Source organism: Streptomyces sp. MB09-01 (assembly GCF_033794505.1).
Classification (GTDB): domain Bacteria; phylum Actinomycetota; class Actinomycetes; order Streptomycetales; family Streptomycetaceae; genus Streptomyces.
On the sequence record NZ_JARAYQ010000134.1, the window covers coordinates 1 to 22,730 of the forward strand.

Genomic DNA, 22,730 nt, shown 5'->3' on the forward strand with positions numbered 1-22,730 from the left:
TACCCAGCAGTGAAGTCAGTGAGCAGCACCTCGGTGAAGGCGTCGGCTGCGGGCGCGCGCACCGGGAAGTTCGGCAGTGGGGTTCTAAGCCAGAGCAGATGCAGGATGGGCGACGGGGCTGGCTGCCGAAGCGTGGCGCTTGGTCAGGCCACGAGCAGTACCCGCAGTTCGCAGTATCAGCAGTGCAGCAGTTCCCTGCAGGTAAGTAGTTGATCACCAGAGGGAAGAACGGAGGAGTTGGGACGCCATCAGGATCGCCCGGACGCCACGCGAGTCCGGGTACCGCAGGACATCGATAGTGAGGTGGTCTCCGGTCAAGCACCGCGATCCCCGCACCACTCGTCCCCGTTCGACGGGGTAAGCGGACAGAGAAGGCCGGCGCAGTTAGCAGAGCCGGCAGATGGTGTAGCAGTTCCTTCGGGGCCCTGGTGCCATAGGCACCAGGGCCCCTCCACGCGTTCCACAGAGAGGTGCAATGACAGCAGACGACTCGTTCGGCTGTTTTGACGCCGACGACTACCCCGCCTACACCATGGGCCGGGCGGCAGACATGCTCGGCACCACCCAGGGCTTCCTCCGCGCCCTCGGCGAAGCCCGCCTCATCACACCGCTGCGCTCGGCCGGCGGCCACCGCCGCTACTCCCGCTACCAGCTACGCATCGCAGCCCGCGCCCGGGAACTCGTCGACCAGGGCACCCCCATCGAGGCCGCCTGCCGCATCATCATCCTCGAAGACCAGCTCGAAGAAGCCCAGCGCATCAACGCCGAATACCGCCGCGCCGCCGAATCTCTCCTTCTGGGCCGGAGTCCGTGGTCGCGCGGAGGGTCAGGTGTGCAGGAGGCAGTTGCGGCCGTCGTGGCCGTCCGCCCCGTCCCCATCGAGCCAGCGGCCGAACCGCCCGGCCATCAGCGCGGCGACTACGGGCCGCGGCGCTGCGCCAGGACGGTGCGGACCTGAACGGTTACGTCAGCGTGCTGTCGGCGAACCTGGCGGACTCGCTGCCGCCCGGCACTGTGCGGGTGACCCGGCCGTCGGGAGGGCGCCGCACCCAGTCCGGCTGCCCGTTGGGATGCGGGCGCAGCGCGTGCCGGACCTCGGCGGGTGCTCCGCGGTTTGCGACTCGCCGTGGCGCGGGACATACCGCCCACTCACGACGTTGCTTACGGCTCATACAGCGGCAGGAAGTGGATGACCGCTTGCTCGTAGGGATGGGCATCACGGACAGCCTGCTGGACGGCGCTGGCCTGAGTTGCGTCACAGACCGATTCGATCCGGCACTCTTCGCTGTGCTGAACGGCGCCTACGTCGCCGTCGTACGGCTGCGCGCCAGGCAGGGCCTGCCAGTTGCCGGTCACCTTCCAGATGCTGGAACACCGTGCGTACTCACCTACCCGTCCGGCACCCGCCGCGTGGAGAGCCTCGATCACAGCGTCCGCATGACTCTCGGGGACGGATATCTCGATCTTCAGGCGCGTCATGCCTGGACCTTAGCAACCGGTACGACCCGCACTTTCGCAACAGGTTGAGTCTGCTGCATCGTGGTGCCCTGCGAGAGGCGTTGGCGGAACTGTCACGCTTCCGAGGCGAGTTCTACTTCTGCCTGACCGCTCGTTCGGGGCGACGCCCCCGCCCGCACCTACGACGGCCGCTGAACGCCCGCCTCACCGTCATGGCCGCCCCCGTTCCGGAGGAGGTCAAGGGGGCGGCTGCCTGCGAAGGACAGGAGACGGGCACAGGGCGCTGGGGATGGAGGGCGCCTAGGACTGGCTGTCGGGAGGGAACGCGCCGGCGAAGCCGGCCATGTGAAAGCTGGTAGCGGTTTCGAAGGCGATCAGAGTCCCCACGCTCTGACCTGGGCCGCTGGTCTTCCCGGGCTGCAGGATGAGGCCGTAAATCGTGAGCCCTGTCAGGCTTTCTCTCTCTGTCTCCCTCGCGCGGGGGAGATGGCTCATTCTCGGGTATGAAGACCGGGCGCGGGCGCCGGCGTGATGGTGAACGCATGACGAGCTTTCCTGACCTGAGCCAGGTGCCGGGCGCATGAACGCGAAGGCGACAGAAGCCGCTCGGCGGTGGCGGCCGGCGCGTCGCCCGACCGCGGTAGCCCTTACATGGGCATGGCCCGCGTACCTGTCCGTTCTCGCCCAACTGGTATACGTGGTGGAGAAGGGCTACTACGCGACCCAAGGACGCCTGGGCATTCCCGGTGGGCCCCTGGTGAGCGCCTCGCAGTACGCCGAGACGTCGGATGTCGCGCCCACCCAGTGGATGCTGGCCCTACTTGGTCTGCTTTCCGCCATCATCGCGCTCGCCGCCGTACGGCCGTGGGGCGGTCTGGCACCGCGCCCGCTGCTACTCCTCGGGCTGTGGGCAACGGGCGCACTGGCGGCGGTCAGTCAAATCCACGTGGCCCGGGAAGTCCTCTTCCCTTCCGGTCCCGGGGGATGGTCGCCGTGGGCCGCAGTTCAGGGCGTCGCCGCCCTCTGCCTCTGGCTGGCCATGGCCTGGATCTGCACTCGCCGCCTGGGACTGGACACCACAGCCGTGGCGAACACGGGGCGGTACACGAAATGAAGGGAGGGGTGGACACGCGGCCTGCGATGCGCCACACCCTGTCAGTACGGCGATGGGCCGCCTACGCGACTTGTGTCTGGACCCTCGTCGGCTACGGGACGCTCAAACTCTATTGGGCGCTGGGCGGCACGGCGCTCACCTCCAGTGCTCCTTTGCCGCGGTCGGCCCGTGAGGAGCTCGTCGCGCAAACCCCCGGCACGATCGCCGGCCACTGGATCTCGGTTGGCCTGGTCGTCGTGGGCGCGTTGGCGGCGCTCGCCACAGTGCGGCCCTGGGGACATGTGCTGCCACGCAGGCTCTTGACCGTGCCGATGTGGATCATCGGATGCCTCATGGTGTTGCGGGCGTGTGGCGTGCTGGGTTTTGGCTTCATCGGTGACGTCATGGTGTTGACGGGCAGCGTTCACGTGGGTCCGTCCGACGTGGAGATCGCGCGCTATCTGTCCCGTGTGGACCTGCTGCTCTGGTCTCCCTATTTTCTGGTGTGGGGTCTGCTGTGGGCTACGACCGCATGGGCTACCCCGGTTCGCCAACCCCGTATTCGCCCGTAAGGCTGGGCCGGGCGTTCAGCAGGCCGGAGAGCGGAGCCGGCGGGACCGGACAGGACTGTTCCTCCAGGTCGTGAAGCCCGGGGCTGAGGCTGCCGTCTGCTCCGTCACGACCTGGATACCTCCCAACGCCGGCCGGCCCTGTCGACGATTGCAGCGCGATGCCCCGCCCACTGCACCCTGTTCGCCTGCCGCTCGCTGCTGCGGCTGACGGATTCGTGCGGGACCGCGCCCTGGTTCGCCCAACCGGTACGCCTCAACCGGATTGACGGCGTCGACGCAGGCTCTACGGACGTCGAGCGGTCGGTGGCCAGCCTGCTCGACCGGCGCGAGCAGGGCTGCACCGCCCGGCGTGGGTGCCTTCCAGAATGCGTTGATCCGGAGAGCGGCCCGGGCTGCACCCTGACCGGCGGGACCCTCCCCTGAGGGGGGACGAGCGGCCTCGACCGCGGGGCCGGAAGCGACCATCCCACCCGTCGGGGTCACTGCCTACATCGGCCGACAAGGCATCGGCCGCGCATCTCTCCGGCGACGGCAAGGTGCGCGCCCTGGTCGGAGGCCCGCCCCGAACCCCGGTGGCTCACCGTGGTAGAGGCGGCGCCGTCGTCCGCGCCGTCCCCACCCTCCTGGCGTTCAGCCGCGACGGCAAAGTCCTCGCACGTGGTACGAGCTTCCACGCGGTCGATGGCCCTGCGGAAGGCATCTGGCTGTGGAAGCTCCAGTGACACCCCCTTGCCGAGCTGATCTGGGGCAGTCAGCAGGCCCGTGGTGTTCACTCATCCCCGTGGCCGGGCCATCCCATGAGTCCACCCGAACGAACTACAACAACGGCTCCAACCCGCCGTCGCGGACATGCAGGCTACGTGACCGCCACGGCCGCGGACGCGCCGCTGGCCGCGCTGCGCGCCGCGGGTGTGCTGGAGCAGGTCGCCGCCCGCGTAGGGCGGGAGGCTGCCGGCGCGCTGTGCGACGACGGCCTGTCCGCCGTAGCGGTGGCCACCGCGCTCGGCACCAAAAGGCCTGGTCCTGCTCCTGACCGCGCAGGTTCGAGATCCGCATGCACGGTCCTGCACCGGCCGACCCGATGCCGGGGCGGCCGGCGTAGCGACTACGCGGCTGGGACGAGGCGGTCAGGGGACAGGTTCGAGGTCACCGCCGACATACGGGTGCTGTTCGCGCACAGCGACCGCGGTCCACCGCCAGCTCGCGGCCCGCGCCCGGCAGACGACCGGGCAACCCTCCGCCAACCTCCCCGGAGGGCCACCAGCCGACGCGGTAACGGTCCTCGACCCGCTGCCGTCGCTGGCGACGTTTCTGCGCGCCGTACGCCGTGACCTGACCGCGGGTGAACGCGCGGCCCTCGCACACGGCCGGAAGCAGCCCGCGCCCACGACGTGTTCGCCCGCCGGCCCCGCCTGTGGCGAAACCACACCTGGGAGACCGACCACGTCCGGGCCCCGCTCCTGGTCGACGCCGACGGAGACCTGGTGCGCCCGTGGCTGACGTGGTTCATCGATACCGCCACCAAAACGATCACCGGCACCGCTGTCACACCCGGCTACCCCTCCCGGGCCTCGATCCGGGCAGCCCTGCGCGCCGCTGTTCTGCGCACCGACCCCTACGGCCCGGCAGGCGGGGTGCCGGAGCACGGCCGTGTCGACCGGGGCACGGACAGCCGTTGTGGCTGCGCTGGCGGTGCCAGCGCAGGGCGCGGTCCGCGCGCAGGTCGTCGCCGACGTCTTCCAGGATCTCGGCCATGACGGCGGCGAGCTGTTCCCCAGATCCGATGATCCGGCGTGACGGCGCGGTGAGTACCTCGCGTACCTCTGCAGCTGTCGGCGGTCGCCACTGCTGGGCGCGCACGGCATTCCGCATCTGTGCAGCTTCGGTGCGCAGCCACACGCTTCCGGTCTGCTTGGCGAGTTCCTCAAGGATTGCGGCGTGCTCCGCCGAGGGCTGTGCGAGCAGCGGGCTGAGGATCTGGGAAGAGAACTCCTCGGTGGGATCGCTGCGCACCGCGCGTCCGGAGGCGACCAGTTGCCGTGGCAGAGCCTGGTGCGCCCACAGGTGCAGCCGTCCGCGCTGGGGTGCGGTGAGGGCGGACCATGCGTCGGGGGCGTGGTTATGGGCCTGGTGGATGATGTCCCGTGCGAGAGCGTGGTCCCTTTCGAAGACGGTCACCAGGCCGTTGAACTGTTCCAGAGACATGGAGCATGCGGCTAGGACTTGTCCGACGGATCAAGGTGTCTTCGTGGAGTCGACGTCGTTGATCACAACATGAACATCGCGAAGCGCGCTTTCACTGCCATCCTCCTCGCCGGAGCCGCCGTCTCCCTCGCCACGCCAGCCATGGCCGACGAAGGTCCCGCTCCGAGCGAATGGAATTGGACCTGGAAGAGCAACATGCAGAATCAGAACGGCCTCCTCAACCTCGCCAACAACGGCAACTTCTGCACCGGTGTGGCTGGGGTACTGGCTCCCGCTACTGCCTGCGCCAACAGCTGAGGCTTCACGCCTGTGACGTGTGCCCTCCCTGTCTGTGGATGGAGAGGGCACACGCATAGCGTCCGCACCCGCTCCGCACTACGTTCTCCGTCGGCAGGTGGCAACCCCCTCGCCCGGCGGATCACGCACGGAGCCAGAGTCGGATGGCGGCGGTGGTGACGGTGCCGTGGAAGACATAGGCGCGCTTGTCGTTAGCGACGGCCCGGTGGGGTTTGAGCCGGTTGATCGTCCGCTCGACCTCGTTGCGGCGCTTGTAGAGATCCCTGTCGAAGCCGGTGGGACGGCCGCCCTTGGTGCCACGGCGCCTGCGGTTGGCTCGCTGATCCTTCGGTTCGGGGATCGTGTGCTTGATCTGCCGTCTTCGCAGGTGTTCGCGGTTGCGGCGTGAGCTGTATGCCTTGTCGCCGCTGACGTGGTCCGGGCGTGTGCGGGGGCGCCCGCCGCCGGCCCGGGCGACGCGGATCCGTGCGAGGACTTCGGGGAACTGGGGTGCGTCGCCCCACTGGCCGGCGTGACCAGCAGGGCCAGGGGCCGGCAGCCACCCTCGCCACCGAGATGGATCTTGCAGGTCAGGCCGCCCCGGTACCGGCCGAGCCCCTCGTCGGGACGGTGGTTCCGAGGCGTGGTCCTTTTTTCGGGACTCGCGGAGTGGTCTTGCGGGCTCCGGCGGCGTGCTGGTGGGTGCGGCAAGTGGTGGAGTCGACGCCGACCATGGTCCAGTCGAGCTTGCCCGCCAGGTCGGCTTCGGCCTGTACCGCATGCAGGTGCGGTTCCAGCCGCACCCACTCCGCATTCGTCAGATCGCCCCGCCCCATGCCGGACCCAACGACCAGGCAAGAAGGCAGTGACAAGATCCGCCGGACAGAACCTAGCGGCCGTGGTGGCGTCCGCGGCGGCCCCAGGACTCGGTGTCGATGACGTTGCCGCGGTTGTCACGGAGGGTGGCGGTGTCGCGCTCGTCCCAGATCTGGTGGCGGCGGTCCTGGTAGACGTCGCGGCGGGTGTCGCGGCCCTGGCCGGTGTGGACCTTGACGCTGGAGCGTCCGTCGAGGCGGAAGCCGTGGAAGCGGTAGCGGTTGCCCTGCTTGTCGGTGAGGGTGAAGCCGCGCAGGTCGACGCTGTGGCGGCCGGTGTTCTTCACCTCGACCCATTCGCTGTTCAGGGCGCGGTTGTCGCGCCCGCGGCCGGCGTTCTCGACGTCACCGATGACGATGGAGGAGTGCGGGCCGCGGTGGTCGCGCAGGTGGTCGTCGGCGGCGGCCGGCACCGCTGCGGCGCCGATCAGGGCGCCAGCAGCCAGGAGGCCGGCGAGAGTGCGGCGGGTGGCGAGAGAAGCAGACATGCGGATGGCTCCTTCAACGGTCAGCCTGGCCCGGCCTGGTGCACGCCGGGCTGGCTCCGAACAGTTCCCGGCGTCCTGCCGAGGAGCCACACTCTGGCGCCAAATCACGCTCGAAAGCAATGAAAACGGCCTGTGTTGCCCAATCCAGACAAGTCGGTAACTCTCCCTTGTAAGGGGCATGCGTCAAGGCCTCATTGACCTTCGGGTGGGCCGGTCCGATTCCTGCCCAGGAGGCCCATGGCCCGCAGTGGCCCGCCCCCCGACCCCTGGCTTCTGTGTCACCCGCAGTCCCTGCGCCGAACGGGTTCAAGGCCCCGTAACAGCCGCTTCTGCCATTTTTTCGAATCTATGTGTGTAAACGGTTCTGGCGTACTGACACCTGTTCCATCGGCGCTGGCCGGCCATGACGAAGCTGTACTGCGTCCTGGATGACCTGTGCAGCATCCGTCTGCGGCAGCCCGGGCAGGCGTGTTGGGTTGATGGTGCCCATTTTGGATGTGTGAGTGGTTTGGGCTACGCCGGAGCGGTCCGCTTACGCGGGCCGTCCCGCTCCGGCCTCGGCACCACCTGTCCGCCCGGCCTCACGAACGCCGATCCACTCCCGCGACACCGTCACCGACCGCACATCCGGCTCCTCATCCTCGACCGCTGCGAAAACCGGGCCGGCTGCCCGGCGTACGGTGCGGGGGATGCGAGAGGGGCGGGCTCCGGTGGTGGCGGTGTCAGCGCCGGGGGTCAACCCTCGCCCACGCATGTCACACAGGATGCCGAACGCTGTGCTTCTGATGCGGGGTGATGGCTGGCGGCGGCTATGGTCGGGCGCAGTCCGCGCCGATAGGGCGTGCGCGGGCGAGGCCCGGTGACCAGAGCGCTCTGGCGGGAGTAGTACCGGGCCGCCCAACCACTCACTGGACCGAGGTCCGGCGTCCGAGCACGCGGCTCGTCGGGTGCGGGCCACGGCCCGGTCGAACCGAGTGGCTGCCGCCGTCCGCGGAGGCGCGGTGCGGCGCCGAGTGGACCTGCCGGCCGCCCACGGCTACGAGGCGGGGCAGACGCACGGGGTTCCTTCCGGCAGCGGATCTTCCTGCGGCACCCTACGGGCTCCCCACGTCCCCACGGGCCCCTTTCACCCAGCAGGGTGAGAGGGGCTCACGGGAACGGGGCCGCCGCCCCCGGTGCGGTGGTCGATGCCGGTGGCCGACGCCCGGAGAAGTCAGACGCGCCGCGATGCCGTCGAGGACACAGTACGGCTGCGCCCTGCCGGGAGTGATCTCCCGACAGGGCGCAGCCGTGTCCAGTTGTACTGCGACTGCGTGTGTTCTGTTAGCCGATGGTGAGGAAGGTGTTCCAGTTGTCTTCGTCCACGCCGGAGGCGGGGCGGATCGCTCCTGCTCGGCCTTGGTGGAGCCATTGCTTTCCGCTGGCGTCCACGGCCCAGATGTCAGGGACTCCGTGGCCGGTGGCGTCGGCGGTGCCCAGGATCTGGGGGATGGTGGTCCGTCCACAGCCGGTGGTGGCGTAGGTGTAGTCCTGGCCTCCTTCAGCGTTGACGGAGGCGGCGATGGATGCGAGGTCCACTCCGCCGTTGGCGGCGGGCTTGTCCTGCGGAGGAGGAGGCCACGGCTGGCATTGGCGTTGTCGCGGAAGAGGAGGTCGGGGACCCCTTGACCGATTCTTCGGCGCGGGCTCGCAATCGTCTAACCTCGCGGCATATGATCACGGTTGCCAGCTGGAACGTTCTGCACCGCGTCCACGCCGAGAACTGGGGCGAGGACGTCCTGAGGGGTTGCCCGGACGAGTCTGAGCGGATCGCCGCGGTTACGGAGTCGCTGGTGGGACGAGACGAGCACGTCATCGCCCTGCAGGAGGTCAGCGGTGACCAACTGGCCAGCCTCCGCCGTGCCCTAACCGGCCGGAGTGTCCACGCGTTGAGGTACCCGCGCGTCCCGGCACCGCGCCACGGCACCTGCTCGCTGCGCGACCCCGAGGAGTACCTCGTGCTCCTGGTCGACGGACCGAGCCGGGAGGTCACTGCCGAGTCCTTCGAGGACGACCCGGGGAAAGGCGCGCTCGCCGTCGAGACCGACGGAATGCTGATCGTCGCCACGCACGTGAGCGGCGATCAGCGGCGCACGCGCCAGCTGGCACGCCTGGCCGAACTGGCCGCCTCTCCCCGGGGATGCGCAGCAGTGCTTCTCGGGGACTTCAACACCGACCGAGCCACCGTAGCGTCGGCTCTGGGAACCGGCTTCGCCGTCGCGGACCTACCGACAGACGGCCTGCCGACACGGCCGCGCACGTCAGGCTCGAAGTCGCAGTGGATCGACCATGTGGTCGTGCGGGGCGCTGTTGTCAGCAACGCAGCGGTCGAGAGCACGGAGGGCCTCTCGGACCACAATCTGGTCCGCGCGACCGTCACCATGTGAGCTACCCGCCCCGACCCTAGCGCAGAGCAGGCACGGACGCTGCCGGTGCGCTGGCCGCTGCGGCGCCGCTGCCGGATGTGGTGGCCGAGCGGGCGGTGGCGCCAGGGGCTGCAGGACGTTCGGACGGAGCGCCGCCGACCGGTGCTGGCTGCTCAGCCGGCTCGTGCGACCCTGCCGTTGTACGCTGCCCGGCTGCCGACACCAGAGCCCGTATCACTGCTTGGTCGGCACTCATCTCGGGGTGCCACTGCACGCCCAGGGCGAAGTGGTGCCGGGTGCTTTCGATGGCCTCGACTGTGCCGTCTTCGGCGTAGGCAGCGACCGCCAGGCCTGCGCCGAGGAGGTCGGCTGCCTGGTGGTGGTGGGTGGCCACCTGCCTGGTCCCGGGCAGGAATGCGGCCAGACGGGTGCCCGGAACGGTGGTGATGGCATGTGGCGCGAAGAACCCGAGATGGACGTTGTGGGCGTCGTGCCCGACCTTCTCGGGCAGGTGCTGGATCAACGTGCCGCCCGCGTGAACGTTCATCAGCTGCATGCCCCGGCAGATTCCGAGGACGGGAATGTCGCGGTCCAGACCGTTCTTGAGGACTGCGCGCTCCCACCGGTCGCGGGCGGGGACCGGAGTGCCCGCTAGCGGGTGGGGCTCGGCCCCGTACAGGGCGGGATCCAGGTCCTCACCTCCGGCGAGGATGACGCCGTCCAGACACGCGACGACGTCGGCCGCCGCGCCCGGCGCATCGGGCGGCAGCAGGACGGCCCGGCCTCCGGCAGCCTGAACGCATGTGGCGTATGCCGCGGGGAGCAGTGCGGCGGGCAGCTCCCACTCTCCCCACCGCGCGTCGGTGAGGTAAGTGGTGATTCCGATAAGTGGCTTGCGCACGCAGCGCCCCTTTCATATGCAGCAGTCAGATCACTGACCGTCCCCCTGACTCCGGGCCGGCGACGGCTGCGGGCAGCGCTGCGCGGTGGGGCGGCAGGGCTCCGTTGCACGGCACGGCACAGCGGGTGCACGGGTGCACCTCGCGGTGTGGGAAAGGGGACGGCCACGGCAGGGAGCGAGACGGATCACACTTTGCCCGGTGGCAGAATCCTGCTGGCGTTCCTCCTTAAGCACAAGAAATGACATCTTCCCGTTAGGTAAGCCAGGCTTAACCCATGCAGATGCCAGACCCCCGCTTGCTCGCCACCTTGGAGTCCGTGGTGCGCCACGGCTCGTTCGCCGCCGCCGCCGGCGAACTCGGCTACAGCGCCCCCGCCGTCTCGCAGCAGATCGCCGAACTCGAACGCCGCGCAGGACTACGAGTCTTGGAGCGCCGTCCCGTGCGTCCCACGCCCGCCGGCCAGGTCCTCCTCGATGCCGAACAAGGGGTACGCTCCGCGCTGGCCGCAGCTGCCCTGGAACTCGACGCCCTGCGTGCCGGCACGTCCGGGCGGATCCGGCTCGGCGCTTTCGCCTCGGCCGCCACGAGCATCGTCCCGAAGGCTCTCGCGCAGTTGCAAACGTCGTACCCCGACGTCCGGGTCAGCCTCTCGCAGCTGGAGCCCGAGGCCGGCTACGGCCGGATCAAACGGGGAGACGCCGACCTTGCCCTGACTTATGACTACGACTTCATTCCCCAGCCGCCGCCGCGCACACTGCGCCGGACCCTGGTTGCACGGGACCCCGTCGTGGCGGTGCTTCCCGCCGGCCACGAGCTGGCCAGCCGGGAGGTCATCGACCTGGCGAGCCTGGCCGGCGAGACGTGGGTCGCCGCGCCCGAGGCCGCGCTGCGGCTGGAGCTGCTTGCCCAGATGGCCAAGACATCAGGCTTCGAGGCCCGACTCGAGTACGAGGGCGACGACTTCAACACCATCCTGGGCTTCGTTGCCGCGGGCCTGTGTGTCGCGGTACTGCCCCGCTTGGCCCTGCCCCGCGGTGTGGCCAATGTTGTCGCGAGACCGCTGGCCAACCCGGAGCTGACACGGTTCATCTACACCGTACGCCTCGACACCCGCCACGCCCCCGAAGCGCTGCTGGCGCTCGAGCGAATGCTGACAGCACAGGTCCGGGCAGTCATTGCCTGAGCCCCCGACCAGCCGTTCGGCGGTGCACTCGCACATTCGATCATTTGCGAATGCATGCATCGTGGCGCCCGTCACCCAGGTCGGGTGCTGCCAAACAATCGCCCTCGGGAGGCTCCTGGGGAGCTGACCGCTGCGTGTAGTGACGGGACGCGGAAACCTCTTTCCGCATGAGCGCTGCCGTGATTCGACGTGGCGACATCGTGGCGCTGACCGATCACCGGTCTCGTGGCCGCGAACATGGCAGCCCGGCGTGGGCATGAACGTCGCCCCCCGACATGGACGCCTCCGCGGTGGAGGAACACCGCCGACAGCCGATCACGCCGGTGGGCGGTCGACCTGGACTGGCCGACGTGACCGATCAGGACTGGCCATGGGCATGAAGACCCGATCTCCGCCGGCCACGACCGAGTCGAGCCATGCGCCCGCCACGATGAGTACTCCCGCCGTGCCCGGCCGTCCCTGCCGGCTCGCAACCCGAGGCCCAAGCACGCGCAAGAAACGGGTGGCGGCTGTGAGCGGGCGCATCATGAGGGTGAGGCGTCGGATACGGCCCTCATCGTCGAGATCGAGATACTGGGTCTCCTCCAACCGCAGGCGACCGACATGACCCGCGGCGCGCAGAACCGCGTGCTGTCCGTCCTGGAACTGTGCCTCGTAGTGGATGCCGGTGAACACTTCGAACACGCTCGTCAGGAGTTCCTCGAGTTCACGGTGCCCCCGAAACGTGAACCGGTCGGTCAGTGGCGAAACGAGCTCAACGTCCTCGGACAGCGCGGCTACTGCCGCTCTCGCATCCCCCGCCTCGCCGGCCGTTCGCCAAGCTGCGACGTGATCAGTCATGCCATCCCCGCAAGGCGCTCGGCAATGACGAGAGTGCCGGGCGCTGCGCGCCCGCCCGGGCCCGGCTGATCCGAGACCCCCTCCGGACGAACGAACCGCTGGGGACGCGCGGAGTACTCGACCCGTTCCAGCACATCGCCGTCCACGAGTCTGTCGAGCCGATTCTTCAGCAGTGCGTGGGGCACGCCAAGGTCGCGTACCGGATCCTCAACAGTGTCAATACCGAGAGAGATGTCGCGCAGGACCAGCGGAGACCACCAGTCACCCATGACATCCAGGGCGCGCGACAGCGAACAGGGGAACGCTGCGAATGAGGCACGAGGCATGGCCACAACCTAGTGCATTCAGATTCTGAATGCCCTGACTTAGCCCTTCGGTGGCTGCTGCGTTGGGGCAGCTCCTGGAATTACTATCACTCACGCGGGCGCGAGATCCCGCACTTTGCGTGCGACCGGTGGTTGTCCCGAGCTGCATCGGTCGGCAGCTTCCTCATGGCGTGATAGCGCTCTCGGCGAGGGCGATACCGGCGCTCCCTTGGCTCGGCAATGCCAATGGTCCTGCCAGGGCCCCACCGATTCAGTCCGCGAATACTCTGCCCCCCGACTCGCGTGGTGATCAAGTGGGAGTTTCCGAGTAATACCGATGGAAAAAAGCGACCCTTTATGGTCGTGTTATGTTTGCCGGGCGCCAGCGGCCGTGGGCCTCGGATCGGTATCCGGGGCGCGCCCCTGACGGAGCTGCAGCGGGTGGGTGGTAAACCGCGCACGCCTCTCTCCGCCGCACTGCGGCGGACCGGGCCGAAGCAGGCTTTACGGGGCTGTATCCGCACGGAAACAAGAAAGCGGGGCGACCGCCGACCATGCCCGAGTGGACCGCTGAAACAATGCCCATCGCCTTGCCCTGATTCCGGGCGGGTAATATCGACGAAATGGAATGACTGGAATGACTCGCCATCAATACCGCTGCTCAGTCCGTTGGTCGGACATGGACGTCTACGGGCACGTCAACAACGCCGTCTTCCTCACCTATCTCGAGGAAGCGCGCAGCGACATACTTGGCGGCCAGGCCGCCATAGCCGGTGTGGACACCTTCACAGCGGGCTGCGTGAGCGCGAAGCACGAGATCGAGTACAAGGCACCTTTGGAGTGGCGCGAAACGCCAGTCACCGTCGAGGTCTGGGTCACCGGCCTCAGGGCGGTGTCCTTCAGCCTTGCCTACGAGGTGAAGGACGAAGGGACTCTGTACGCGAGGGCAGCCTCCACGATGGTTCCCTACGACCTGGAGGGCAAGCGCCCGCGGCGCCTCACCGAGGCTGAACGCGCCTACCTCACGGGCTTTCTGACGCAGCAATGACCGCTTGACCGAGCCGGCCGGAGTCCCACCGCCATGGGGGACGACCGCCGATCACGCCCGAGTGGGCCGGCTGAACAAGGCCATCGTCATCCCGTGTTGCCGGGCAGGTAATAACGACGTAATGAAATGACTCGAATGACACCCTGCTGCTCGGCCTGAGGGCGCGACCTCGCCGTTCTCAATCCGTCTCCGCCCCGCGGCTCATCGATCGTGCCGCGGGACGAGTAGGTCACAACCTCCGATGAGGCAGGAAGTCTGACCCGCCTCACTCGCACAAGAAAGAAACAAGTGAAGAATCGCTTTGTCCCATTCTGTGTTGTGTGTCTGTTGAGTCTGAGTGCGTGTTCCGCAAATGGTCAGGGAATGCACCCCACCGAGACGCCGTCGAGCACAACTCAGGCGGCACAATACCCGAACACGGATGCAGGCTTCCGGAAGCTGATCGTAGCTGCACGTTTTGACAAGGATGTGGTGGCTTCGCTGGAGCCGAACGCCGCTGACTATGCAGTGGTCTTCGAGCCGGAGTTCGCGGCCGAAGCCGAGAAGATGTATGAAAGGTGGATCTGGTCCAAGCCCCTCGCCACGCTTGACGTCGACCCTGAAAAGACCGAGATCAAGGTGGCGAAGGCTACCACGGACGCCCTCAGGGATTGGCCGAATGAGGCTACTGAAGAATTCCCCCGTGGATACGAGAGGGTGGCCCCTCACTTCAAACCGGGAACGATGATCTACCAGTGGGAGTATCTGGAGCCAGGCGAAGTTCTCGGTAAGGCGTACGACGGAATGGCCCACGTCAATGGGCGCTGGGTATGGTTCCCGAAGCCGTGGCGCGTCCTCGACTAGCCTGACCCGCGAACGTGGCCACGTGGTGAGGCGTCATTGGTGTCGGTCCGGGGCGGGGACGTCCTACGCGCTGGGCAGTGGTTGCGCCTGGCGGGCGCCCGGACCGTCGGCGGCGACGGGGGAATCACGGCAGGCAGCGTCCGGAGGTCACGATGTGGCGGTGAGGGGAGGCAGCCCGCGCTGTGCGCTGCGCGTTGATCAGGCACCTCATCGACTCCATGGCCTGGGGGGCCGTGCCGCGGACGGGGCCCGGTAGGCGGCGCGGTCGGGTCACGCGCCGCTGGTGCGGCAGGCTGGGGTATGGGCCGCTGCCCGTTGATGTCGCCTGCGGCGGTGCCGAGCTGGTTGAGCCTGTTATGTCAGGCCGGCTCCGCTCTGGTCGTCGACTGCAGCGCGGTTCCGGGGCCGCCGGAGAGGCGCGAGACGGGGGGGCTACCGCGCGCGTAGTAAGCATGGCTTATCCAACACAAAGGCGTCTTTACTTGCGCTTACTTCCGTGCGATTGCAGGATTCTGCCGCGGGCAGGAGCGTGAGTCGCACGTGCCACCTGCCGCAACCTCTTCGTCGAGCAGCGCCCGTGGTTCCCGTGTGTGATGCCTGTTCCCGAGTCCGGATATGTCACCTCCTCACAGGCCGACATCCCGGGCGGGGGGCGGAGCAGGCAGAGAGCACCGGCGGGTGCCCTGCGGGCAAGAAGGGACAACGAGTGCACCCACCACTCGGCCGTTCCCGCACTGTCGGCCGTCAGTCGCGGGGAGTCGCCACCGGTGACGGCAACTACCTTGGGAGAGTGGTGACTTGGGCCTGATCCTCTTCATCGGAGCGGACGGGTGCAGGCACCTCGTGAGTGCGTGGGGACCAGTTCTGACGGACCGTGCCGGCGGCAGGCGTCGGGGCAACCAGTGAGGCCTGCCTGTAGCCGAGAGTAGTCATCGACGCCTGGTGGGCCGCGCCCAGTCCGTCTCGTGACGGGGGGCCGAACCAGCAGGCGAGGAGACGGCTTGCCGTGCCGGCTGCCGGATTGATGCGATCTGTCGCCGAATTCTCCAAACAGTTGAGCGTTTGACCTCTGCTGTTCACGCTTTACCTGTCAAGTGCCCGGAGGCACGGCCTCGGGCCCCACCGATTCAGAAGCGAGTCGAGCATGGTGCGTGTCCGTACATCCTTGGCACAGTTGCCCGCCTATGTCCCGGGCCGCAAAGTGCCCGGCGCGGTAGTGCTGGCCAGCAACGAATCCCCGTACGGGCTGTTGCCCGGTGTAGCCGCAACGCTTACGGAGCTGGCCGGCGGCATGTCGCGCTACCCCGACCTGAGCGCCACCGCACTCGTGCAGGCGATAGCCGGGCACCACGAGGTCGAGCCGGATCGGATCGCGGTGGGCGCCGGATCCTCGGAGGTCTGCGGACAGCTGCTGCACTCGGTAGTCGGCTTCGGCGACGAGGTCGTCTTCGGATGGCGGTCCTTCGAGGCGTACCCGATTCTCACGGCGGTCGCAGGCGGTGTGGCGGTACGGGTCCCACTGCTCGACCATGCGCTGGACCTCGACGCCATGGCCGCGGCGATCACCGACCGGACCCGGCTGGTCTTCGTCTGCAACCCAAACAACCCCACCTCGACCGCAGTCGGAGAGCGGGCGCTGCTCGACTTCGCGGACCGTGTCCCGGAAGACGTCCTGATCGTCGTCGACGAGGCCTATCGTGAGTACGCGGATCCGGCGCTGGTCCCCGATGCCCTGGCCCTGCTCGGCGACCGCCCGAACGTGGTGGTTCTGCGGACATTCTCCAAAGCCTACGGACTGGCGGGACTGCGCGTCGGCTACTGCGTGGCGCCGCCGTGGATCGCCGCTCATGTGCGCAAGACGCAGGTACCGTTCAGCGTCAGCGCCCTCGCCCAAGAGGCCGCCGTCGTCGCCCTCGGCGAGCGCGCGGAAGTCGCCCGGCGGGCCGCCCTCACGGTCGTCGAACGGGAGCGCGTGACCCTGATGTTGCACGCGCTGGGCTTCGAAGTCCCCGACTCCCAGGCCAACTTCGTGTGGCTACCGCTCGCGGACGAGAGCGCTGACTTCGCCGTCCACTGCCTTGGCGGGCACGTCGTGGTCCGCCCTTTCCTCGGGGAGGGCGTCCGGGTGACGATCGGACTGCCGCAGGAGAACGAGGCTTTCCTCGATCTCGCCGCGACCTGGAGAGGCTGAAGGCCGTGCACCCCAGTCCTTATGAGCGGCATCGCGAGCTGCTTCAGCAAGCCGTGCGGGCCCTCGCCGCCGGCGAATGCCGGCGGCCCTTCACGGAGGCGACCGGACAGGATGCTGCCGACGCGGGCATGAGATCGGTCCGAACAGCTGTGAAGGTCTTCGGCTCCCTGCTGGGACGGCCCTTCGAGCTCGACCAGCCCGGCGAGCTCGGCCGGGTGTGCACCGAGTCCTCGCCCTATGGGATCGGCATGGGCATCGGTTACCCGCGATGCGACCCGGCAGCTCTGGTGGCGGCTGCCGCCCAGGCGACGGCCGGGTGGCGCGTCGCCGGCCCCCACCGACGCGCCGGGCTGGCCGTGGAGATACTGCGCCGGCTGAACACCCGCAGCCATGAGCTGGCCCTTGCGGTGCATCACACCACGGGGCAGCCGCCGCAGGCGGCGTTCCGGTCCGCGGGGCCGCGCGCCCAGGACCGTGCGCTGGAGGCCGTGGCCCTTGCCTTCGCGGAGTCGGAGCGCGTTCCAGCGGACCTGAACTGGGAGAGCGGTCAAGGGACCCAAGGGAGCGGGCAACCGTCGGCGATGCGGGGCACCAGCACCCTGGTGCCCCGCGGAGTGTCGCTGCTCATCGGTTGCCCCGACTATCCGCTCTGGAACGGCTACCCGGGCCTGTTCGCCAGCCTGGTGACCGGCAATCCGGTGATCGTCGCCCCGCATCCGCGTTCCGTGCTGCCGCTGGCCATCACCGTGCGCGTCGCCCGGCAGGTGCTGGCGGAGGCCGGCCACCCACCGGACATCGTGACCCTCGCGGTGGCCGAACCAGCGGAACGGCTGCACGAGAGGCTGGCCACGGACCCGGCGGTGCGGATCGTCGACTTCACCGGATCGGCGCAGTTCGCCGGCTGGCTGAAGGAACACGCCCGCCAAGCCGCCACGTTCGTCGACCGGACCGGCCTGAACACGGTGATCGTCGACTCCACCGGTGACTACCGGGATCTCGTGCGCGGCCTGGCCCACTCCCTGTGCCGGTGCAGCGGCACGGTCCGCACCACGCCGCAGAACATCCTGGTGCCGACGACGGGCATCGCGACCGATGAAGGGCGCAAGAGTCTGGGGGACTTCGGGGCCGACCTGGGCGAGGCCGTGGACCGGCTGCTCGGGCATCCCGCACGCGTGGCCAGGCTGCTGGGCGCGATCGCCAGCGATGCGGTGCGGGCGGGGCTGGCGGAGGCCACGCGGTACGGCACCGTGCTCCATGCCTCCGGAGCGCTGCGCCATCCGAATCATCCGGCCGCCGATGTGCGCAGCCCCCTGCTCGTCCGGCTGGCGGCGCAGGACGAACGGATCTACGCCAGGGAGTGGCCGGGGCCCGTCTCATTCCTTGTCGGTACCGACTCGACGTCGCACAGTCTGGCTCTCTTCCGCCGCACGGTGGGCCGTCACGGGGCGTCGTACGCCACGGTGCACTCGACCGACCCGCTGGTGCTGGCGGTCGCCGAGACGGCAGCACTGGACGCCGGGGTGCACCTGGTGCAGAACCTCGCAGACGACTTCCCCGCGGACCCCTCCTCAGCAGGCGCGGATTTGCCCCCCGAGGGCGCCCACTTCGTCACCGGGCGGTTCCGGGTGGTGCGGTCCCGGCAGCATGCGGCCGGGACGGCCCCGGCTCCTGTCGTGGAGGCGGCCCCGAGACCGACCCCCATCGGGGCTGCGGAGTCGCCTCGGGCCCCGGCTCCGGACGCGGGTTCCGCTGCCGCGCTGGTCGACGTCTGAGTGACCGAGCAGTCAGGCAGTCCAGTGCGTCCCGCGTCCCCGCACCTCGTCGAAGACCAGCCAGGTGCGGGTCGAGCGCACCCCCGGTACCGCCTGGATGCGCTCCAGCACGACCTGGCGCAGCACCGAGTTGTCCGGAGTGCGGACCAGCACCAGGACGTCGAAGTCGCCCGCAACGAGGGTGACATGCTCGACGTAGGGGATCTCGCGCAGTTCCCGGGAGGTGTCCCGCCACGCATTCTGGTCGATCGTCAGCGTCACGTACGCGCTCGTGCCGAGGCCGGCCCGCTGCGGATTCAGCCGCGTGCTGAAGCCCGTGATGACCTCCTCGGCCATGAGCCTGTTGATCCGCGTGTACGCGTTGGCCCGCGAGATGTGCAGCTTGTCCGCGAGTGCCTTGATCGACACCCGGCCGTCGTCGAGGAGCCCCGCCAGGATGTGCCGGTCGGTGTCGTCGAGCCGGACGGCAGTTCGTCCGGTCATCGACTCCGAGGGTGAGTTTTGCTCGGACACTTTGCCCTCCCAGAGTGCTTGGTTCGCCAGTCTGTCGCCGGTTCGCCGGAAACCTTGAACACATATTCAGCATTGATGACGATACTCGCGTCAAGTGTCCAGAGAAAGTGAGTGCCCCCCATGTCCGTGAAGAGCCTCCGCCAGACGGTCCAGGGCCTCCTGCCGTCCCTCGTGCCGGTGCGGTTCGTGGCCGAGGACGGCACGCCGGTGGCCAAGCCCGCGGCCGACTACACCGAGCCTCCGCCCGAGGTTCTGCGCGAGGCCTACCGGCGGATGGTCCTGGGACGCCGGTTCGACACCCAGGCCACCGCGCTCACCAAGCAGGGGCGGCTCGCGGTCTACCCGTCCAGCCGGGGCCAGGAGGCCTGCCAGATCGGTGCCGTACTCGCGCTGCGGCCGGACGACTGGTTGTTTCCCACCTACCGTGACTCCGTGGCCCTGGTCGCCCGGGGCATCGATCCGCTCGAGGTGCTGACGCTGCTGCGCGGCGACTGGCACTGCGGATACGACCCGGTCGCCACCCGCGTCGCCCCCCAATGCACCCCGCTGGCCACCCAGGTGCTGCACGCGACCGGCATGGCGGAGTCGTTGCGCCGCACAGGCGGAGACGGTGTGGCGATGGCCCTCGTCGGGGACGGGGCGACCAGTGAGGGGGACTTCCACGAGGCGCTGAACTTCGCTGCCGTCTTCCGCGCACCGGTCGTCTTCTTCGTCCAGAACAACAAGTACGCGATCTCCGTGCCGCTGGCCCGGCAGTCCGCGGCGCCCGCCCTCGCGTACAAGGGCATCGGACACGGGGTGCGTTCCGAACAGGTCGACGGCAATGACCTGGTCGCCGTGCTGGCGGTGCTGACCGCGGCGGTCGAGCACGCCCGTGCCGGGCACGGACCGGTCCTGGTCGAGGCGCACACCTACCGCATGGACGCACACACAAACGCCGACGACGCGACCCGCTACCGGGACGAGGCGGAGGTCGAACGGTGGAGCGCCGCCGACCCGGTCAGCCGTCTTGAAACGTACCTGCGGGCCCGCGGCGCCCTCACCGACGAGGACGTCGTGGCGGTGCGGGAGGAGGCGGAGACCCTGGCCACCGAGCTGCGCGCGGGCATGAACGAGGAGTCCGTCCCCGACCTGCTGGAGCTCTTCGACCACGTCTACGCCGAGCCGACTCCGCAACTGCGCGAACAGCGCGCCCTGCTCGCGGCCGAACTGGCCGAAGACGCCGCTTCCCCCGCACTCGAAACCCAGGAGAACTGACGGCCATGGCCAAGGTCACGATGGCGCAGGCACTGAACACCGCACTGCGCGACGCACTGCGCGAGGACGAGCGGGTGCTCGTCTTCGGCGAAGACGTCGGTCCGCTCGGCGGCGTGTTCCGGATCACCGACGGGCTGACCCGCGACTTCGGCGAGCAGCGCTGCTTCGACACCCCGCTGGCCGAGGCCGGCATCGTAGGACTGGCCGTCGGCATGGCGATGGGCGGCTTCCGGCCCGTGGTGGAGATGCAGTTCGACGCCTTCGCCTATCCGGCGTTCGAACAGATCGCCTCACACGTGGCCAAGCTCCGCAACCGGACCCGGGGGCGGCTCGCGCTGCCGATGGTGATCCGTATCCCCTACGCGGGCGGCATCGGGGGAGTCGAGCACCACTGCGACTCCAGCGAGGCGTATTACGCGCACACGCCGGGCCTGAAAGTCGTCACCCCGGCGACGGCCGAGGACGCGTACTGGCTGCTGCGGGACGCCGTGGCCGACCCCGACCCGGTGGTCTTCCTGGAGCCGAAGAAGCTGTACTGGTCGAAGGAGGAAGTCGACCTGGAGCGGCGCGGAGCGCTGCCGTTCGGGCGGGCCGCGATCCGACGGGAGGGCCGTGACGCCACGGTCGTCGCGTACGGGCCCTCGGTTCCGGTGGCCCTGGCCGCGGCCGAAGCGGCGGCGGCCGATGGCATCGAGCTGGAGGTCGTGGACCTGCGGACGGTGGTGCCCTTCGACGACGAGACGGTCACGGCATCGGTTCGCCGGACCGGACGCTGCCTGGTCGTACAGGAGGCCCAGGGCTTCGCCGGCGTGGGGGCGGAGATCGCCGCCCGTGTGCAGGAGCGCTGCTTCCACTCGCTGGCGGCGCCGGTCCTGAGGGTGGCCGGCTTCGACATCCCGTACCCGCCTCCGAAGCTGGAGCACGCGCATCTGCCGGGCGTCGACCGGATCCTCGACGCCGTCGACCGTCTCCAGCTCGGCGACGAGCCGGACACCCGGCATCTGCTGAAGGGAACGGCCGCATGAGCACCGCAGCGCTTCAGGAGCAGCTGTTCCGGCTGCCCGACCTCGGTGAGGGGCTGACCGAAGCCGAGATCATCGAGTGGAAGGTCGCGGTCGGCGACACGGTGACGATCGACCAGATCGTCATCGAGGTCGAGACCGCCAAGGCCGCGGTAGAGGTGCCGGTCCCGTACGCGGGGACGGTGCTGCGACTGCACGCGGAGGCGGGCACGGCGCTGGAGGTGGGGAAGCCGCTGATCACGGTGGGTACGCCGACCTCCGGCCGGCCCGGCGGTACGGGGGAGGGCCTGGGCGGCACGCCTCCCGGCGAACCTCCAGTCGGTTCGACGTCGGCCGATCCCGCGGCTGAGCGATACCGGGAGGAGGAGCAGGCCGGGTCCGGCAACGTCCTGATCGGCTACGGCACCGGCCACGGCCCGGCACCGCGTCGCCGCCGCCGACGCGGGGGCGACGCGAGGGGAGGCGGCACTGCTGTCGAGGCGGCGCCCTACGGCGGGCCGCACGCTCCCCGGGTCATATCGCCCCTCGTACGGCGGATGGCGCGGGAACACGGGATCGACCTCGCCGGGTTGACGCCCTCGGGGCCCGCAGGAGTCGTGCTCAGACGCGATGTCGAGCAGGCCGTGGGGCGGGCCGGCTGGCCCGCGACGGACCCCGATGCCGCACCGGTCACCCCGGATCGCCGGCCCCCGGCGGACCGTGCACCGCACGCCCGGCCGGCGCCGGACGGTCCCGAGCGCATCCCGCTGCGCGGCGTCCGTCGCGCCGTCGCGGACAAGCTCTCCCGCAGCCGCACCGAGATCCCCGACGCCACCACCTGGGTCGACGTGGACGCGACGAGCCTGCTCCAAGCCCGGAAGGCCATGCAGGCCGCGGACCCCGGCCGCCGCATCGGGCTGCTTGCCCTGCTCGCCCGTATCTGCGTCGCCGGACTGCACCGCTTCCCGGAGCTGAACTCCACCGTCGACACCGAGCGGCGGGAGATCGTCCGCTTCAGCGAGGTGCACCTCGGCTTCGCCGCCCAGACCGAACGCGGCCTGGTGGTCCCCGTCGTCCGCGACGCACAGCGGATGACGACCGCACAACTGGCCGCCGAACTCGCCCGCTTGACCGGGCTGGCCCGCGACGGGGCCCTGCCGCCCGACCGTCTGACCGGCGGGACCTTCACCCTCAACAACTACGGCGTGTTCGGCGTCGACGGATCCACGCCCATCATCAACCACCCTGAGGCCGCTCTGCTCGGCGCGGGCCGCATCGTGGACAAACCATGGGTGGTGGACGGCGAGCTGGCCGTCCGCAAGGTCATGCAGCTCTCCCTCAGCTTCGACCACCGGGTCTGCGACGGCGGTGTGGCCGGCGGGTTCCTGCGCTTCGTGGCCGACTGCGTGGAACGCCCGGCGATCCTGCTCGCCGACGTCTGATCCAACCCTGCTTCCCCTGCTTCCCCTGCTTCCCCTGCTTCCTGTCTCTTATACCCATCTA

20 protein-coding genes and 2 pseudogenes are annotated in these 22,730 nt (G+C 69.1%); 13 read left to right on the forward strand and 9 right to left on the reverse strand.

The annotated features are described in order from the left end of the window. Positions 1-475 precede the first annotated feature (475 nt). A pseudogene (locus PV721_RS25540) lies at positions 476-790 on the forward strand (MerR family transcriptional regulator); the annotation flags it as partial. A 371-nt stretch (positions 791-1,161) separates the two neighbouring features. On the opposite strand, the gene PV721_RS25545 reads toward PV721_RS25540, so the two are convergent. After that, complete coding sequence (locus PV721_RS25545; RefSeq protein WP_319728083.1) at positions 1,162-1,479, reverse strand: hypothetical protein; 318 nt, start codon at positions 1,477-1,479, stop codon at positions 1,162-1,164. Between the two features lie 559 nt (positions 1,480-2,038). Between PV721_RS25545 and PV721_RS25550 the strand changes: the two genes are divergently transcribed. Both PV721_RS25550 and PV721_RS25555 read left to right on the forward strand, forming a co-directional pair. After that, a complete protein-coding gene (locus PV721_RS25550; RefSeq protein ID WP_319728084.1) occupies positions 2,039-2,572 on the forward strand; it encodes a hypothetical protein in 534 nt (177 codons plus the stop codon). A gap of 26 nt (positions 2,573-2,598) precedes the next feature. Next, positions 2,599-3,123: a DUF3995 domain-containing protein gene (locus tag PV721_RS25555; protein WP_319728086.1), complete on the forward strand. Its 525-nt coding sequence runs from the start codon at positions 2,599-2,601 to the stop codon at positions 3,121-3,123. A gap of 1,545 nt (positions 3,124-4,668) precedes the next feature. Here PV721_RS25555 and PV721_RS25560 read toward each other — a convergent pair. Then, positions 4,669-5,328 carry a hypothetical protein gene (locus PV721_RS25560; protein ID WP_319728087.1) on the reverse strand — a complete coding sequence of 220 codons (660 nt, stop codon included), beginning with the start codon at positions 5,326-5,328 and terminating at the stop codon, positions 4,669-4,671. A 69-nt stretch (positions 5,329-5,397) separates the two neighbouring features. On the opposite strand from PV721_RS25560, the gene PV721_RS25565 reads away from it, so the two are divergent. After that, positions 5,398-5,625 carry a hypothetical protein gene (locus tag PV721_RS25565; protein WP_319728088.1) on the forward strand — a complete coding sequence of 76 codons (228 nt, stop codon included), beginning with the start codon at positions 5,398-5,400 and terminating at the stop codon, positions 5,623-5,625. A 121-nt stretch (positions 5,626-5,746) separates the two neighbouring features. Here the strand turns inward: PV721_RS25565 and PV721_RS25570 are convergent. From PV721_RS25570 to PV721_RS25580, 3 genes and pseudogenes are all read right to left on the reverse strand, one after another. Further along, positions 5,747-6,440, reverse strand: a pseudogene (locus PV721_RS25570) (IS5 family transposase). Between the two features lie 53 nt (positions 6,441-6,493). Continuing rightward, entirely contained in the window at positions 6,494-6,967 is a 474-nt protein-coding gene (locus PV721_RS25575; RefSeq protein ID WP_319728089.1) for a lamin tail domain-containing protein, read from the reverse strand. Positions 6,968-8,290: 1,323 nt separating this feature from the next. Beyond that, positions 8,291-8,545, reverse strand: a complete 255-nt coding sequence (locus PV721_RS25580; RefSeq protein ID WP_319728090.1) for a hypothetical protein — start codon at positions 8,543-8,545, stop codon at positions 8,291-8,293. 134 nt (positions 8,546-8,679) lie between these two features. Between PV721_RS25580 and PV721_RS25585 the strand changes: the two genes are divergently transcribed. After that, positions 8,680-9,393, forward strand: coding sequence for an endonuclease/exonuclease/phosphatase family protein (locus PV721_RS25585; protein WP_319728091.1), 714 nt, complete (start codon positions 8,680-8,682; stop codon positions 9,391-9,393). A gap of 16 nt (positions 9,394-9,409) precedes the next feature. Here the strand turns inward: PV721_RS25585 and PV721_RS25590 are convergent, their stop codons facing one another. Continuing rightward, positions 9,410-10,273 carry a gamma-glutamyl-gamma-aminobutyrate hydrolase family protein gene (locus PV721_RS25590; protein WP_319728094.1) on the reverse strand — a complete coding sequence of 288 codons (864 nt, stop codon included), beginning with the start codon at positions 10,271-10,273 and terminating at the stop codon, positions 9,410-9,412. A gap of 275 nt (positions 10,274-10,548) precedes the next feature. Between PV721_RS25590 and PV721_RS25595 the strand changes: the two genes are divergently transcribed. Continuing rightward, positions 10,549-11,457, forward strand: coding sequence for a LysR family transcriptional regulator (locus PV721_RS25595; protein ID WP_319728095.1), 909 nt, complete (start codon positions 10,549-10,551; stop codon positions 11,455-11,457). 315 nt (positions 11,458-11,772) lie between these two features. Here PV721_RS25595 and PV721_RS25600 read toward each other — a convergent pair whose 3' ends face one another. Together PV721_RS25600 and PV721_RS25605 are read right to left on the reverse strand one after the other, a co-directional pair. Continuing rightward, a complete protein-coding gene (locus tag PV721_RS25600; RefSeq protein ID WP_319728096.1) occupies positions 11,773-12,297 on the reverse strand; it encodes a hypothetical protein in 525 nt (174 codons plus the stop codon). Further along, positions 12,294-12,566, reverse strand: coding sequence for a hypothetical protein (locus PV721_RS25605; RefSeq protein ID WP_319728098.1), 273 nt, complete (start codon positions 12,564-12,566; stop codon positions 12,294-12,296). Before PV721_RS25605 ends, PV721_RS25600 begins: the two co-directional genes overlap by 4 nt. Positions 12,567-13,239: 673 nt before the next feature. Between PV721_RS25605 and PV721_RS25610 the strand changes: the two genes are divergently transcribed. From PV721_RS25610 to PV721_RS25625, 4 genes are all read left to right on the forward strand, one after another. After that, positions 13,240-13,650, forward strand: coding sequence for an acyl-CoA thioesterase (locus PV721_RS25610; protein ID WP_030302928.1), 411 nt, complete (start codon positions 13,240-13,242; stop codon positions 13,648-13,650). 363 nt (positions 13,651-14,013) lie between these two features. After that, complete coding sequence (locus PV721_RS25615; protein WP_319728102.1) at positions 14,014-14,493, forward strand: hypothetical protein; 480 nt, start codon at positions 14,014-14,016, stop codon at positions 14,491-14,493. Positions 14,494-15,637: 1,144 nt separating this feature from the next. Continuing rightward, positions 15,638-16,684, forward strand: coding sequence for a histidinol-phosphate transaminase (locus PV721_RS25620; protein ID WP_319728103.1), 1,047 nt, complete (start codon positions 15,638-15,640; stop codon positions 16,682-16,684). Then, the gene (locus PV721_RS25625) at positions 16,672-18,456 is read left to right on the forward strand and encodes an aldehyde dehydrogenase family protein (protein WP_416371182.1); all 1,785 of its coding nucleotides are present in this window, start codon (positions 16,672-16,674) and stop codon (positions 18,454-18,456) included. The genes PV721_RS25620 and PV721_RS25625 overlap by 13 nt, the downstream gene beginning before the upstream one ends. Positions 18,457-18,468: 12 nt before the next feature. Here PV721_RS25625 and PV721_RS25630 read toward each other — a convergent pair whose 3' ends face one another. Beyond that, positions 18,469-18,939, reverse strand: a complete 471-nt coding sequence (locus PV721_RS25630) for an Lrp/AsnC family transcriptional regulator (protein WP_030830767.1) — start codon at positions 18,937-18,939, stop codon at positions 18,469-18,471. A gap of 150 nt (positions 18,940-19,089) precedes the next feature. On the opposite strand from PV721_RS25630, the gene pdhA reads away from it, so the two are divergent. From pdhA to PV721_RS25645, 3 genes are read left to right on the forward strand one after another with little or no spacing between them, the layout of a single operon-like run. Next, the gene (pdhA, locus tag PV721_RS25635; protein ID WP_319728110.1) at positions 19,090-20,226 is read left to right on the forward strand and encodes a pyruvate dehydrogenase (acetyl-transferring) E1 component subunit alpha; all 1,137 of its coding nucleotides are present in this window, start codon (positions 19,090-19,092) and stop codon (positions 20,224-20,226) included. A gap of 5 nt (positions 20,227-20,231) precedes the next feature. After that, complete coding sequence (locus tag PV721_RS25640) at positions 20,232-21,251, forward strand: alpha-ketoacid dehydrogenase subunit beta (protein ID WP_319728112.1); 1,020 nt, start codon at positions 20,232-20,234, stop codon at positions 21,249-21,251. Continuing rightward, the gene (locus PV721_RS25645) at positions 21,248-22,669 is read left to right on the forward strand and encodes a dihydrolipoamide acetyltransferase family protein (RefSeq protein ID WP_319728113.1); all 1,422 of its coding nucleotides are present in this window, start codon (positions 21,248-21,250) and stop codon (positions 22,667-22,669) included. Before PV721_RS25640 ends, PV721_RS25645 begins: the two co-directional genes overlap by 4 nt. Positions 22,670-22,730: the final 61 nt, after the last annotated feature.